The organism is Paenibacillus timonensis, assembly GCF_022427145.1.
In the GTDB taxonomy this organism is placed as follows: domain Bacteria; phylum Bacillota; class Bacilli; order Paenibacillales; family Paenibacillaceae; genus Fontibacillus; species Fontibacillus timonensis.
Map to the genome: position 1 here is coordinate 1 of NZ_JAKSXN010000097.1, position 11,303 is coordinate 11,303.

At 57.4% G+C, this 11,303-nt stretch carries 9 protein-coding genes; 5 read left to right on the top strand and 4 right to left on the bottom strand.

The window, feature by feature from the left end; genetic code table 11:
- Positions 1-220: 220 nt before the first annotated feature.
- The gene (locus tag MJ257_RS23540; RefSeq protein ID WP_240271569.1) at positions 221-412 is read left to right on the top strand and encodes a hypothetical protein; all 192 of its coding nucleotides are present in this window, start codon (positions 221-223) and stop codon (positions 410-412) included.
- 141 nt (positions 413-553) lie between these two features.
- Here MJ257_RS23540 and MJ257_RS23545 read toward each other — a convergent pair whose 3' ends face one another.
- The 4 genes from MJ257_RS23545 to MJ257_RS23560 all read right to left on the bottom strand — a co-directional run bounded on the left by MJ257_RS23545 (position 554) and on the right by MJ257_RS23560 (position 5,086).
- Positions 554-1,579 (bottom strand): Gfo/Idh/MocA family protein, encoded by a 1,026-nt coding sequence (locus tag MJ257_RS23545; RefSeq protein WP_240271570.1) that lies wholly within the window; start codon positions 1,577-1,579, stop codon positions 554-556.
- A 22-nt stretch (positions 1,580-1,601) separates the two neighbouring features.
- On the bottom strand, positions 1,602-2,717 hold the full coding sequence (locus MJ257_RS23550) for a Gfo/Idh/MocA family protein (protein WP_240271572.1): 1,116 nt from the start codon (positions 2,715-2,717) through the stop codon (positions 1,602-1,604).
- A gap of 5 nt (positions 2,718-2,722) precedes the next feature.
- Positions 2,723-3,571 carry a sugar phosphate isomerase/epimerase family protein gene (locus MJ257_RS23555; protein ID WP_240271580.1) on the bottom strand — a complete coding sequence of 283 codons (849 nt, stop codon included), beginning with the start codon at positions 3,569-3,571 and terminating at the stop codon, positions 2,723-2,725.
- A 351-nt stretch (positions 3,572-3,922) separates the two neighbouring features.
- A complete protein-coding gene (locus MJ257_RS23560; RefSeq protein WP_240271574.1) occupies positions 3,923-5,086 on the bottom strand; it encodes a Gfo/Idh/MocA family protein in 1,164 nt (387 codons plus the stop codon).
- 239 nt (positions 5,087-5,325) lie between these two features.
- Between MJ257_RS23560 and MJ257_RS23565 the strand changes: the two genes are divergently transcribed.
- From MJ257_RS23565 to MJ257_RS23580, 4 genes are all read left to right on the top strand, one after another.
- Entirely contained in the window at positions 5,326-6,153 is an 828-nt protein-coding gene (locus MJ257_RS23565) for an AraC family transcriptional regulator (protein ID WP_240271575.1), read from the top strand.
- A gap of 240 nt (positions 6,154-6,393) precedes the next feature.
- Positions 6,394-9,537, top strand: a complete 3,144-nt coding sequence (locus tag MJ257_RS23570) for a galactose-binding domain-containing protein (protein ID WP_240271576.1) — start codon at positions 6,394-6,396, stop codon at positions 9,535-9,537.
- A gap of 234 nt (positions 9,538-9,771) precedes the next feature.
- Positions 9,772-10,647: an AraC family transcriptional regulator gene (locus tag MJ257_RS23575; RefSeq protein WP_240271578.1), complete on the top strand. Its 876-nt coding sequence runs from the start codon at positions 9,772-9,774 to the stop codon at positions 10,645-10,647.
- An 88-nt stretch (positions 10,648-10,735) separates the two neighbouring features.
- A complete protein-coding gene (locus tag MJ257_RS23580) occupies positions 10,736-11,230 on the top strand; it encodes a low molecular weight protein-tyrosine-phosphatase (RefSeq protein WP_240271579.1) in 495 nt (164 codons plus the stop codon).
- Positions 11,231-11,303: the final 73 nt, after the last annotated feature.

An 11,303-nucleotide genomic window follows, 5' to 3' on the forward strand; every position in this document is an offset into this window, starting at 1 on the left:
ATATAGGACATGTTATATTTCATTGTCCTATATAGGGGTAGCTTATCAAAACAAAGGTGGCCGCTTTTTTTTTGCGGGGAGAAAGAGGAAAAAAGAACTTAAGGCGTTTTATACCCTTACGCGGCTGCAACCGCGGCGTTATGATAGGGAAGGATCAAGCAGGAAATGTTTATCCAATTATGGTGATGATTAACTGATGATGAAAGGAGGTGGGAGCGTGATGTATATGAACGATTTGGACGTTGCCAAACAGCATATCCGGGATCTTCGCAAGGAGCTGGACCGGTGCTTGCTGGCCGAGCAAATCCGGCGCAGAGAGCGGGAGAAGCCAAGGAACGAGCGAACTAAGGTGCCCATAGGCTTTCATTCGGCACTGAATTCTATCCTCTCTAGGATGAGAAGAATGCTCTAACCCCGGCTTTATCCTCCGGCAAGTTCCCCGATGCAAGAAAGACCGCCCCTCGTAAGAAACGGTCTACTCTCTACGCAACGATATTCCATTTTCCGTTTGTTTATGTCTTAGTTCCCTGTCCCTTGTTCTGGTTGCCTGTTCTTATCTAGAGTCCCGCGTCCGGGAGGAACGATACAGCTCCGCGATGAGCCGCAGCGTTTTGAGGCCTTCCTCGCCGCCGATCGCAAAGCGCGTTCCTGTCCGGATGTGGTCGTAAAAATCGGCGATTAATAACCGGTGGCTTGAGCCCCAGTAGGATTTGCCGATGATTCTTCCCGTTTCGTCGAGACTGGCCGGCGGCTCGCAAATCAGGCTTTCTTGACCATCTCGGGTCAAATAAAGGCAATCGCCCCGCTGATGCAGCGTGCCGCCTTCAAACACCAACTCCAGTTCAACCGGAGTGTTGGCCAAATACGCATTGGTGGCGTAAAACAACCCGCGGACGCCGTCCGCAAACCGGAGGCTGGCGTGCGCTGTATCCTCCACCTCGATCACGTCGCCAAGGGCGTCGGCGGTGACGCTTCCTTGAATGGAGACGACTTCGCCGCCGAACCATTGGAGCAGGTCGAGCGTATGGATCGCTTGATTAATCAGCACGCCGCCGCCTTCCGTTGACCAGCGGCCCCGCCAAGGGCTGTCGGCATAATAAGCCTCGTCCCGGTGCCAGGTGACGACGCCTTTCAGGCAGATCAGCTTGCCCAGCGTTTTCGTGTCCAGGAATTCGCGGATTTTCCGGGACGCGGCGTTGTATCGGTTCTGAAAAACGACGCCAAGCTGCGCTTCGCTGCGTCGTGCCTCTATCAGCAAGTCCTCTGCTGCGTTCAGGTGATGTGCGAGCGGCTTTTCCGTCAGCACATGTTTTCCAGCCCGAAGCAGCTGCGTCGCCATCTCCGCATGCAGGTGATGGGGCGTACATAGATGGACGACTTGAATATCGTCGCGTTCCAGCAAGGTGAGGTAATCGCTCGCGGCTTCGCAGGCATATTCCGCAGCGGCCTGCTCTGCTTTGGAGGGATCGCTGTCGACGACCATCTTCAGCTTTACGCCGTCCAGCTGTTGCACGGCCCCGGCATGCAGCGGAAAAATCGCTCCGCAGCCGACGATGGCTGCGCCTATCGGTTCTTGCATCTTTGGTTCCCTTCCCGTCTCATTAGGATGTGGTGATGTGAAGCGCCTGTTGCTGGGCTTTTAGACAAAGCTCCGCGGCCTTGAAGGCGTGTTCCTGTGTCATGGCGTTCTCCGTGCGGTTCAGGCAATCCAGGATCAGCTCGCCGAAGAACGGATAACCCACCTGTCCGCGCACGGCAAAGTGTTGCTCTCCGTCTGCATTCACCAGGTAGACATGGTCGCCTTCCGCGTCCCGGGCCAGGTCGACGTATTTGCGCAGCTCGATATACCCTTCGGTGCCCAAAATGAACGTCCGCCCGTCCCCCCAAGTGCTAAGGCCGTCCGGCGTAAACCAGTCGACGCGGAAATACTGCGTCGCCCCGTTATCTCCGACCAGCGTCGCGTCGCCGTAATCCTCCAGCTCGGGGTATTCGGGATGATGGTAGTTGGCCACCTTGCTGTGCAGCACCCGGGCGTCCCGGCACCCGGTATAATACAGGAATTGCTCGATTTGGTGGCTGCCAATGTCGCAAAGGATGCCGCCGTATTTCTCCTTCTCAAAAAACCACTCCGGCCGCGAACCCGCATTCAGCCGGTGCGGACCAAACCCGGTCACCTGCAGCACGCGTCCGATCGCTCCTTGCTGAACGAGTTGGCCGGCATACACGGCGGATTCCACATGCAGGCGTTCGCTGTAATAGACCATATATTTGCGTCCGGTTTCGCGCACTTTCCGGCGTGCGGCTTCGAGCTGCTCCAGTTGGGTGAACGGCGTCTTGTCGGTAAAATAATCCTTCCCGGCGTCCATCACCTTGAGGCCCAGCGGACCGCGCTCCGAAGGCACCGCCGCCGCCGCGACGAGCCGCACCTCGGGGTCGGTGAGCACCTGCTCGAGGCTGTCCGCCCGTGTTGCCTGCGGGTACTGTTCCACGAATGCCTGCACTTTGGCCGGGTCGGGATCATACACCCATTTCAAGGTCGCTCCGGCTTCGATCAGGCCGCCGGCCATGCCGTAAATATGCCCATGGTCCAGGGCCACCGCGGCAAATACGAATTCGCCCGCTTTCACGACGGCGTTCGGCCGTCCCTTGGGCGCGTAGCTCATCCCGTCCTTCGCTTGAAAAGAGGGCTGCTGTTGTTGATCCATCGGCGTCGTCATCGGCTTTACATCCTTTCGCTGATAAACTCGGCAAACTTGCGGAGCATCTCTTTCGAAGCGAAGCGGCCGCTGAAATCCTCGATCCCGAGGTAGCCGTCGTAGCCGACGGATTTCAGGTCCTGGAGCAGCCGGCTGTAGTCGATCACGCCGTCCGCCAGGGACGACCACTCGCAGCGCCAGGCCGCGGTGCCGTCCTCGCGTGTTCCGGTTTGCGACCAGGCGGCGTTTTTGACGTGGACATGGGCGAGATAAGGTCCGAGCAGCTCGAGTCCCATTTTGAACTGCTCATACCCTTCGTGCACCATGTTGCCCGGATCGTAGAGGACGCCGATCTGATCGGGATCGCAGTGGCTGACCAGCCGATGGGCGAGGCCGGCGCTTGGCGCGATCGTCAGATGATGCGTTTCCACGACCCCTTTGACGCCGTATTGCTTGGCTAGGCGTTCCGCTTCCTTTAGATAGCGCACCGTTTTGTCGTACAGCTCAGGGTAGGGCGTTGATCCGTCGTATCCAGCCGCGCCGACGCGGATCATCTTGGCGCCGAGTAGGCGGGCAACGGAAAATACCCGCTCCGTCTCCTCCAGATCCAGCGAGTTCAAATAAGGCGTGATGCTGGCCACTTCAAGCCCCTCGGCTTCGGTGATGCGTTTGAAGCGGAGCAGCTGCTCCTCGGATGAAGACGGGTCGATCGAGCACAAATTGTTGCGCCAATACGACGGCTTCTCACCGGCTGCTTCGGCAGGGACCTCCTTGAAACGCCACTCCACGCCGTGGAGTCCGGCTTCGCGCGCGGCCTGTACCAGCTCCTCCGGCGTCAAATCCGGGGTAGATACGGTAAATACGGACAATTTCAACATGGGCTATCGCTCCTCCTTGAAGCAAAAGTTAAATAAGGGTAAAAAATGGCCTTATTTTGCATGTTCTAAACGAATGCGGTGAAATAAGGGACTTTTTTGTCCTTATTTTGATGGAGACTCATGCGAAACGGGCGAAACTTGCGAATTTCAGGAAAATAAGGCCCAATTATGCCCTTATTCCGGCGCAAAGGGTCGTTTTGGAGCAAATAGAGGAAAAAAAGTCCGCTATTTGCCCGGAAGTAGCCATTGTGGCGGGACTTCCGCCGCGTAGTGCGTGCACGAGAGCCCCGCCCGGGTCATGCTCAGCTCCGTGCTTGCCGGGATCGTCCCATCCCGGTCCCACGCCGCTTAATGCGTGCCCGACACGTCCAGCACCTTGCCGCTGCCGCCGTCCTTGCGGAACGAGGAGGCGTGGATCTTCTCCTGCAGCTTGGCGTAGAATAGCTCCTCGTCCAGCGGCAGGTCCACCCAGTCGTCGGTCCAGGCCGACAGGTGCATGGCATTGGAAATCGTCAGGCCGTGAATGCCTTCCTCGCCAGGGGCCAGCAGCTTCTCGCCGCGCAGCAGCGCGTTCGTGAAGTTCTGCAAAATCCCCTTATGCTGCGGTCCGTCGCCGCCGCTCACCGGGATTTCGCATTTCCAGCATTCCGGCTGGCCGAAGCCGCCGGTGTATTCCGCGTTGAACTGCGGCTCGGGCACGCGCAGCCGCCAGAACGTGAGCTTGCCGTCCTCCACGACGATTTTGCCGTTGTCGCCGGTCAACTCGAAGCGGTTCGTGCCCGGCGCTTCGCCGGTCGTGGTAACGAACAGTCCGGTGGCGCCGTTTTCGTATTCCACGTAGGCGGTCACGTCGTCTTCCACCTCGATGTTGCGGTATTTACCGAAGTGGCAAAACGCGCGGACCCGTTTCGGCATCATCCCGGTCGTCCACTGCCACAGATCGAGCTGGTGCGGGTCCTGGTTCAGCAGCACGCCGCCGCCTTCTCCGGCCCAGGTGGCGCGCCAACCGCCGGAGTCGTAATAGCTCTGCGAGCGGTACCAGTTCGTGATGATCCAGTTCGTGCGGCGGATCGTTCCCAGCTCGCCGGACAACATGAGGTCGCGCAGCTTGGCGTACAGCGGGTTGGTCCGCTGGTTGTACATGATGCCGAACTGTTTGCCGGACTTCGCGGCCGCCTCGTTCATCTCGCGGACCGCTTTGGTGAACACGCCGGCCGGCTTCTCGACCAGTACGTGGTAACCGCTCTCAAAAGCCTGCACCGCCAGCGTCGGGTGATCGTAATGCGGCGTAGCGATTAACACCGCATCCATGGCGCCCGAAGCGAACAGCGCTTCCGGCGTGCCGAAGAACTGAACCGTCTCCGGCAGGTGCTCCTTCGCCCATTTTAAGCGCTCGGGGTTGGTGTCGCATACGGCGGTCAGCTCCGCGCCCCGGATCTCGCCGCAGAGGTTCAGCGCGTGGGACGTTCCCATATTGCCGATGCCGATGATGGCGAAACGTACTTTGTCCATTAAATCGCTCCCTGCCTTTCCCATAAAGGTAGTTGAACCTCATTCTAAATGTCCTGTCAGCTATTATGTAGTAGTCCTGTCGCTCTTAGCTTAGCTTGAATCGATAGGGTTGAGAATGGCACGAATTAAGACGGTTTTGCGCAAAATTAAGGTGTATTCGATAAATGGGGATGCTACAATAAGAGCAGAATCTTTGGAAGTGGAAGGGTTTACCATCGGATAAGGGGAATGGGTGAACGATGAATGAGATGGATCTGCTCGCCGGGCGGCTGCCCGAGAGCTTGACCGTAACCGTAACGCATGCGCAGCTGCGCAGCGGATTTCCCGGCTGGAACCGGACGGAGCTGGCTCCGAGCTTCAACCGGCTGTATTTTATCGCGGAAGGGGAAGGTTCGGTAATCATCAACGGGGAGACGTATTACCCTCGGCCGGGCCAGTTGATGATCATGCCGGCGGGGACCAGCCAAACGACGTATACGAACCCGGATCATCCCTATACACGGTATTTCTGCCATTTCGACGCCCAGGTCGGGGAATGGCCGCTGTTTCATGCCGGAAGCAAGCTGTTCATCAGCGACGCCGGCAATCCGGAGTACGTCCGCGCGACCTTCGACGAGATGATCGGCCAGTTTCAGTCCGGCGGTCCCTTTGCCGGGCTGCGCATGCAGGCTTGTCTGCTGAACCTGCTCGCCTGCTGCCTGGAGGAGGGCGGCTACCGCGATTATTTGAAGGATTATATGCAATTTACGGAACGGAACAAGCTCAGCGGCGTGCTGAAATATATCCACGAGCATCTGTACGGGCCGATCGAAATCGAAACGCTGGCCGACATCGTGCATTTGCATCCGAACTATTTTATTCCTTATTTCAAAAAAATCATGGGCGCCACCCCGATGCATTACGTGCAGCGCAAACGGATGGAGGAGGCCAAACGGCTGCTGACCTACACGGACGACAGCATCGCCGACATCGCCGACCGGCTGGGGATGCAGCTGGCGCATTTCTCCCGCCAGTTCAAGAGCCATGCCGGCATTTCGCCAACCGCTTACCGCGCCTGCACGCGCTAGCCTGCTCCTCGAGAGCAATCGATGTCGCCGTACCGCCCGGTTCCACGCTTTGCGCAGGAATCGGGCTTTTTTGCGTCGAGTTGGCGCGGAGCCTTGATGTAAGGCGTTTTCCTGCATGAATCATTACATTGCGGTATAGCTGCGGGACCAGCCTGTTTTTAGAATGGGGATAGAAAAAACATCCAGTTTTGGCATCGTAGGCCGAGGTTCCACCATATCACGTTTGAGGGAGGCGTAAAGGTGAGAAGACGTTTACGGACAGGGAAGGCGGCGCTCGCATTCATCCTGCTGTTGGCCGGGACTTTGGTACTCTCCGGTCCTTTGGGTTCCGCGCAGACCGTGCAGGCGGAGGAAGAGGCGGGGGCGTATGCCCGGAACGGCAACATCGTTCAGGCGTCGAACGGAAGGTATTCGCTGGCTTATGATCTGGCTGAAGGAACCGGCAGCTTGTCGTGGAACGGACAGCCGGTCGTACAGCAATTCGAGGCGAGCTTTCGCGAGAAAGGCGGCGAAACGCGATCTACGCGGGATTCCGTGGAAAGCACGGCGGAGTGGACGAAACTGAAGCCGGACCACTACGGTAAAAACGGACGTAAGCTGACGATTCACAGCAAGCTGGAAACCGGCGAGCAAATCGATTTGAACTTTTACCTGTATCCTAAAGTATCGTACGTACTGGCCGACATGCAGGTGCACCGGGCGAACGGGCTGACCGTGGAGGAGCTGACGCCTATTGCCGCGCAGCGGATCGAGATCGGAGCGGGCGATGCGAAGAAAATTTTTACGACCCCGTATTCGAACAATTTCGATTTCGGGGTGGCCCCGGTCGACGATTTCGGCAAAAGCCAAAACGGAGCCGACCGCTTTGCCGGCGAGCAACTGACCTGGGACGACTTCAACGGGATCAGCCATTGGGTCGCGGCGGTGTTCGATAACGAGAACAAGCACGGCTTCGTTGGCGGGGCGGCCACCGTCCAGAATTGGAAAAGCAGCCAAAAGCTCGGCGAAGCCGAAATTCCGAACGGGCCGCTGACCGGATTTTCTTTGTACAACTGGGGCGGGAGTCATAGCGGAACGACGGTGTCTTCCGATCGGTTTTTCCTCGGGTATTACGACGACTATCAACTTGGTCTGGAGGAATACGGCACCGTTTATAACCTGGGGGAACCCCATATGGAATGGAACGGCGAGGTGCCGATGGGCTACAACACGTTCTACTCGCATGACCGTTATGCCACCGCAGAGGCCATGTACGCGATGGTCGATTACGTAGCGGAGCATTTAAAGCCGCTCGGGTATGACTATTTCAATCTGGACGGCGGATTTCAGCCGGAAAGCGGTCTGCCCGCGGACCAATCGATCACCAAGTTCATTGACTACGTGCATGGCAAAGGGCTGAAAGCCGGCGGATATTCGACGCCGTTTACGATTTATGAGGAATGGATCGACCTGCCGATCGAAGGTACGAATTTGACCCATCGCGACATCTGCCTGAAGGACGAGCAGGGGAACCTGATCAAAACGTACCTGGGTACGTATGCGCTGGATCTCAGCCATCCGGTCGCCCAGCAAATTGTCAAACGCAACATCGACGATTACATCCGCTGGGGTTACGACTACATCAAACTGGACTTCATCGATATGGGGATGTATGAAGGGCAGCATTACGATCCTTCGGTGAACGGGATGCAGAATTACCGGATCGGGATGGGCATCATCCGCGATGCCGTACTGGCGGCGGATCGCCCGATTTACATCAACGAGTCGATCGCGCCGCTGCTACCGGCCGCGTTCGCCCATGGCCGCCGGGCGGCCTGCGACACGTCGCTTGGCGTGGCCAGCTACTCCGGCATCGAGCGGCAGGCGTTTAATACCGCCGCTTCGTGGTGGACGAACGGCACGATCTACGAATACAACGACCCGGACATGATCATTCCGCAATACGTGATCCAAGGGTTCTGGTACAAGTTCAGCCAGCAGGATGCCAAGCTGCTAAACACGGCGGTGACGATGGGCGGGGGACATTACCTGATCGGCGACAACCTGCCTTTTATCGACGAGGACCGTTTGGCTTGGCTGCACAATGAGGAACTGCTTGATCTGGTGAAAAAAGGGCAGGCGGCGAAACCGCTGCAGATGACCGATTTTTATCATCACGAGGCGCATTCTCCTGCCGTCACCGTGCTGACGCAGGGGAAAGACGCACGTGTTGTCGGTCTATCCAACTGGACGAACCAGGCGCAGGACATTCAGGTCGATTTGACCGATCTGGGCCTTAAACCAAACAAACCGTACCGGCTGACCGAGCTCTACAGCGGGCGATCGCTTGGCACGGTGCAAGGAACGTTAATGTACTCGCTGGAAGCGAAAGGCTCGGCGGTCATTCGGATCGAGGGTTCAGGAAAACCGGAGCCTGCGGACCCGCTACCGCCCAATCTGGCGTTAGGAAAGCCGGTCAACGTCTCATCGACCTGGGGCGATCCCGGCTACGAAGCGGATAAGCTGACCGATAGCGATCTCGCGACACGCTGGAACGCGGCCGACGGACAACAGAACGATCAATGGGCGGAAATCGATTTTGGCGCAGAAACGAAGGTCAATCAAGTCGTCGTGAAGGAGTTCCGGGATCCGTATTTCAAAACGGCCAATTATACGCTGCAGTATTGGGACGGCACGGCTTACCGGAACATTACGAAAGGATTTACGCTAGGCGACAACCGGACGCTGACGTTCCCGGAGGTCACGACAACCAAGCTGAGACTCTTCCTGAATACGAACTACGGCGTGCCTTCGATCTATGAGCTGGAAGCTTATTACGCGCCCGGAGAGGGAGGCAGCCGCATCGACCAGGATGACAGCGATCAGGGGTATGACTATTACTCCGACGTGCGGGCGGGCATCCAGCGGATGCAGACCTTCACTTTAGAGCATGCGGATTTGCCTAAACTGGATGTCTACATTTATGAGAGCTATCGGAATGCGGTGCCGAAAGACGCCTATTATTTCGAGCTGGTCGTGCTGGACGATCAGGGCCAACCGGCGGAGCAGCTGTTTACGGCTTCGCTTCCGGCCTACAACATCCCGGGTTCGATCTCGCCTTATTCGATTTATCCGCGGCTCAAAGGGCTGGATACAAGCAAAACGTACGGTCTGATCCTGAAGTCGCCCGGCTCGGACTATACGCCAAGCACGGACAACAACTACGGGTTTGCCTACAGCGATGCCGACCCTTATGCGGGCGGGGAAGCGAAGCTGTCCACGGACGGCGGGTTGACCTGGTTCGCGGAAGCGAACCGGGATCTGATCTTCACGTTGTATACCTCTGCGGATTGGAAGGACGAGGAGCCGGGGACAACGCTTGATGGCTTGACGGAAACGCCATAAGGCAAGCTTTAGCCGCTGTTGTGGAGGGAAGGCCGAGGGGCCTTTCCTCTTTCTGTTTTTTCGGTTCGTCGCCGCTGCTTAGCCAAACTTTCGGTCCCCCTCATGATCCGATATACTGATAGCAAAATCATTTCGCCGGCCCGGGTTCGAACTCCCCTGCATAATTGGTGCGCGGAAAGTCGGATGGGGGGCGGAGCATGCTTGGTATGCTGGGAACCAGAGGAGGTGCAAACGATGGATGTGCTGAAAAACATGAACGAGGCGTTGAACTACATCGAGCGGAATTTGACGGAGGAGCTGAATTATGGGGAAGTCGCCCGGATCGCCGTTTGTTCGGAGTACCATTTTAAACGGATGTTTTCGTTCCTCGCCGGAATTCCGCTGACGGAATACGTCCGCCGCCGGAGATTAACGCTGGCTGCTTTCGAACTGCAGCAGGGGCCGGTACGGGTGATCGACCTGGCGGTCAAATACGGTTACGGTTCCGCCGACGCATTTACCCGGGCATTCCAAGGCCTGCATGGGATCACGCCGTCGGAAGCGAGAGATCCGGGTTCGCCGCTCAAAGCTTATCCTCGGATGACCTTCCAACTCACCATACAAGGAGGAAGCGAAATGAATTATCGGATCGTGGAGAAGGAAGCTTTTCGGATCGTCGGCCTGCATAAACGGGTGCCGATTCAATTTCAGGGGATTAATCCCAATATTGCGGAAATGGCGCAAAGCTTAACCCCGGAGAGGATTGCTCAACTGAAGGGGTTGTCCAACCTCGAACCGGCTGGAATGATCAGCGCCTCGGCGAACTTCTCGGAGGGACGCATGGAGGAGCAGGGCGAGCTGGACCATTACCTGGGCGTGGCAACGACGCAGGATTGTCCGGACGGTTACGCTTCGCTGGAAGTGGGCGCATCAACGTGGGCGGTGTTCACCGCGGTCGGCCCGTTCCCGGAGACGCTGCAGAACGTTTGGGGACGGATTTATTCGGAGTGGTTCCCGTCCGCTCATTACGAGCTGGCCGAAGGACCGGAACTCTTGTGGAACGAAAGTCCGGACACATCGCTGCCCGATTACCGAAGCGAAATTTGGATTCCGGTGGCGCGCAAAGCCTGAAGCTCCGGTTGTTCTCCGGCTTAACCTATAGTACTATCTGCTAAGAGAGTGCAGTGTAGATAGGTTATAGGAAGGAAGAAGGAGAACCATGGAAAACGACAAACGCAAAGTGGGAGTTTTGTTTGTATGCCTGGGGAACATTTGCCGTTCGCCCATGGCGGAAGCCGTCTTTCGGCATCTGGTAAGCGAAGCCGGAATCAGCGAACGGTTTGCGATCGATTCGGCCGGAACGGGCAATTGGCATACGGGCAATCCGCCGCATCACGGCACGCGCCGCATTTTGGACCAATACGGCATTTCCTATGAGGGGCTGAAAGCGCGGCAGGTCGCGCAGGACGATTTTGCCAAATTCGACTATATCATCGCGATGGATAACCAGAATGAACGCGATTTGAAGGCGCTGGCTCGCAAGACCAATGCTCAGATCGTGAAGCTGCTGGACCTGGTGCCGGAATCGCAACTGAAGGAAGTTCCCGATCCGTATTACACGGGGAACTTCGAAGAGGTCTACGGCCTGGTGCAGCAAGGCTGCCGCGCTTTGCTGGAGTTGATCCGGCGGGAAAAGGCACTGGGCGAAGCTTAAGCCGGTCTAAGCTAGCCTAGGCGTGTGGCACTTGGCGGCAAGATGCGTGCAGCGGCTGGAGGCCGTGGGGAAA

What these genes read in the sequence shown, in the direction of transcription:
- MJ257_RS23540 (WP_240271569.1), top strand. Translation starts at nt 221, where the DNA reads ATGTATATGAACGATTTGGACGTTGCCAAACAGCATATCCGGGATCTT.
- MJ257_RS23545 (WP_240271570.1), bottom strand. Translation starts at nt 1,579, where the DNA reads ATGCAAGAACCGATAGGCGCAGCCATCGTCGGCTGCGGAGCGATTTTT.
- MJ257_RS23550 (WP_240271572.1), bottom strand. Translation starts at nt 2,717, where the DNA reads ATGACGACGCCGATGGATCAACAACAGCAGCCCTCTTTTCAAGCGAAG.
- MJ257_RS23560 (WP_240271574.1), bottom strand. Translation starts at nt 5,086, where the DNA reads ATGGACAAAGTACGTTTCGCCATCATCGGCATCGGCAATATGGGAACG.
- MJ257_RS23565 (WP_240271575.1), top strand. Translation starts at nt 5,326, where the DNA reads ATGAATGAGATGGATCTGCTCGCCGGGCGGCTGCCCGAGAGCTTGACC.
- MJ257_RS23575 (WP_240271578.1), top strand. Translation starts at nt 9,772, where the DNA reads ATGGATGTGCTGAAAAACATGAACGAGGCGTTGAACTACATCGAGCGG.
- MJ257_RS23580 (WP_240271579.1), top strand. Translation starts at nt 10,736, where the DNA reads ATGGAAAACGACAAACGCAAAGTGGGAGTTTTGTTTGTATGCCTGGGG.